Source organism: Dietzia sp. DQ11-38-2 (genome assembly GCF_014145055.1).
Taxonomy (GTDB): domain Bacteria; phylum Actinomycetota; class Actinomycetes; order Mycobacteriales; family Mycobacteriaceae; genus Dietzia.
This window is the reverse complement of the sequence record NZ_JAALDW010000367.1, coordinates 1-2831: the sequence shown is the minus strand read 5'-3', so window position 1 is coordinate 2831 and position 2831 is coordinate 1. Positions and strand designations below refer to the sequence as shown.

The 2831-nt window shown below is 68.2% G+C and carries 3 protein-coding genes; all 3 read left to right on the top strand.

Features of this window, described 5'->3' with window-relative positions; translation table 11 throughout:
• Positions 1 to 104 precede the first annotated feature (104 nt).
• A complete protein-coding gene (locus tag G6026_RS12415; protein ID WP_182613357.1) occupies positions 105 to 1052 on the top strand; it encodes an acetaldehyde dehydrogenase (acetylating) in 948 nt (315 codons plus the stop codon).
• Between the two features lie 5 nt (positions 1053 to 1057).
• Positions 1058 to 2122 carry a 4-hydroxy-2-oxovalerate aldolase gene (gene dmpG, locus G6026_RS12410; protein ID WP_182613356.1) on the top strand — a complete coding sequence of 355 codons (1065 nt, stop codon included), beginning with the start codon at positions 1058 to 1060 and terminating at the stop codon, positions 2120 to 2122.
• A 9-nt stretch (positions 2123 to 2131) separates the two neighbouring features.
• Positions 2132 to 2831 (top strand): MgtC/SapB family protein (locus G6026_RS12405; protein WP_182613355.1); only part of this gene is annotated, 700 nt, incomplete at its 3' end.

Here is a 2831-nt window from a genome sequence, read left to right as displayed (position 1 = left end):
CCCCACCCCGCCTGACAGGGTCACCGTGCACCCGCCACTCTCGCGTGTTCCGCTGAACGGCACGCTTGATTGTGGTGGCCGGTCGGCACCGAGAGACTGACGGCATGACAGCGAAGACCAAGCTCACCGCGGCGATAGTGGGATCGGGAAACATCGGTACCGACCTCATGTACAAGCTCGAGCGCAGCGAGTTCATCGAGCCCAAGTGGATGATCGGTATCGACGCGGAGTCCGAGGGGATGAAGCGTGCTGCCGACCACGGTTTGACGTGCATGTCGGGTGGGGCCGACGAACTGCTCGACTCGATCGAGGCGGGGGGCGAGAAGCCGGACCTGCTGTTCGAGGCGACCAGCGCCTACGTCCACAAGGCCTACGCCCCCCGTTACGAAGCCGCGGGCATCATCGCCGTCGACCTCACCCCCGCCGCGGTGGGCCCCATGGTCATCCCACCCGCGAACCTGCACGAGCACGTCGAGGCGCCCAATCACAACATGGTCACCTGCGGTGGCCAGGCCACCATCCCGATGGTCCACGCTGTCTCCTCGGTCGTCCCGGTGGAGTACGCCGAGATCGTCGCCTCCGTCTCCTCCGAATCGGCGGGGCCGGGCACCCGGGCGAACATCGACGAGTTCACGGAGACCACCAAGCTGGCCATCGAGAAGGTCGGGGGCGCCAAGCGGGGCAAGGCGATCATCATCCTCAACCCGGCCGAACCGCCGATGATCATGCGCGACACCATCTTCTGCGCGATCCCCGAGGACGCGGACCAGGACCTCATCACCACCGCCATCCGCAAGCGCGAGAAGGAGATCCAGGAGTACGTCCCCGGATACCGGCTGCTCCAGGAGCCACAGTTCGACCCGCCCACCGAGATCACCGGCGGGATGGCGCGGGTCGCCATCTTCGTCGAGGTCGAAGGCGCCGGGGACTTCCTCCCGCCGTACGCCGGCAACCTCGACATCATGACCGCCGCCGCCACGAAGGTCGGCGAGGACATCGCCAGGACCAGGCTCGCCAGGACCGAGCCCGCCACCACGACGCCCGGAGTGTGAGGACCATGGACAGGACCAACCCGTACAACGCGGACGCCCGTGCCTACAGCTCGGAACTCGACATCCGGATCACCGACTCGTCGCTGCGCGACGGCTCTCACCACAAGCGCCACCAGTTCTCGGTCGACGACGTCCGCGACGTCGTCACCGCGCTCGACGGCGCCGGGGTCCCCGTCATCGAGGTCACCCACGGTGACGGGCTCGGCGGTGCCTCATTCAACTACGGCTTCGCCAAGTCCTACGACCAGGACCTCATCAAGGTCGCCGCCGAGACCGCCACGCAGGCCAAGATCGCATTCCTCACCTTGCCGGGACTGGGGATCAAGGACGACATCCTCGCCGCACGCGACAACGGTGGGTCGATCTGCCGGGTGGCCACGCACTGCACCGAGGCCGACGTCTCGATCCAGCACTTCGGTTACGCCCGCGAGCTCGGCCTCGAGACCGTCGGGTTCCTCATGATGAGCCACACCCAGCCGCCGGAGGTGCTCGCCAAGCAGGCCCGCGTCATGGCGGACGCGGGATGCCAGTGCGTCTACATCGTCGACTCGGCGGGCGCGCTCGTCATGGACCAGGTATCCGATCGGGTCGCCGCGCTGGTCGCCGAACTCGGCGACGACGCCCAGGTCGGATTCCACGGCCACGAGAACCTGGATGTGGGCGTAGGAAACTCGATCATGGCCATCCGGGCCGGGGCTCAGCAGATCGACGGCTCCACCCGCCGCTTCGGCGCCGGTGCCGGGAACACCCCGGTCGAGGCGCTGGTCGGCGTGTGCGACAAGCTCGGGATCACCACCGGCGTGGACTTCTTCAAGATCGCCGATGCCGCAGAGGACGTGGTGCGACCGCTCATGCCCACGGAGTGCGTGGTCGACCGGTCCGCGCTCATGCTCGGCTACGCGGGCTGTTATTCGTCATTCCTCAAGCACGCCGAGGGACACGCGAACCGCTACGGCGTGCCGTCGTCGGAGATCCTCATCCGCGCCGGCGAGCGCCGCCTGGTGGGCGGTCAGGAGGACCAACTCATCGACATCGCCTTGGAGATCCAGAAGGAGCAGGCGAACGCCTAGGCTCATGTCATGGTCGTGGACGAAGTGCTGCCGCTGCTCACAGCGGCGGCACTCGGTCTCGCGATCGGGATCGAGCGGGAACGCAGTCCTGAGCACCGGTCCCGTCGGATAGGGGCGCGGACGTTCCCACTGTTCGCCCTCGCGGGTGCGATCGGGGCCCTCCTGGGACCCGTCGGTCTCGCGGTCGCCCTGTCGGTGTCCGGGGCGGCGATCCTCGCCTGGTACTGGCGCGTCACAGCACCCGCGAGGGTGGATGACGGTGCCGACGATGTGGGGATCACGACGATGGCGGCGGCGATCGTCACCACCCTGCTCGGGGCACTCTCGGTGGCCGATCCCGCACTCGCGGTGGCCCTGGCGGTAGTGGTGGTGATGCTCTTGGCCGCCAAGCACCGGCTGCATGACTTCGCGCGTCACGCCCTGGACGACCGGGACGTCACTGACGCCATCACCCTGCTCGTCGTGGCGTTCCTCGTGCTCCCGCTCATGCCGGACAGGGCGTTCGGCCCGTACGATTCACTCAATCCACGCACCATCTGGATCCTCGTGGTCTTCCTCACCGGGATCGGCTGGGCCGGGTACGTGGCCGCCCGTCTCCTCGGCCGGAAGTGGGGTCTGTTCGTCACCTCGCTGGCGGGGGGCTTCGTGTCCGGCACGGCGTCCACGGCCATCGCGGCCAGGGCGGGGCGCGGCGACGCCGCAGCCCGCC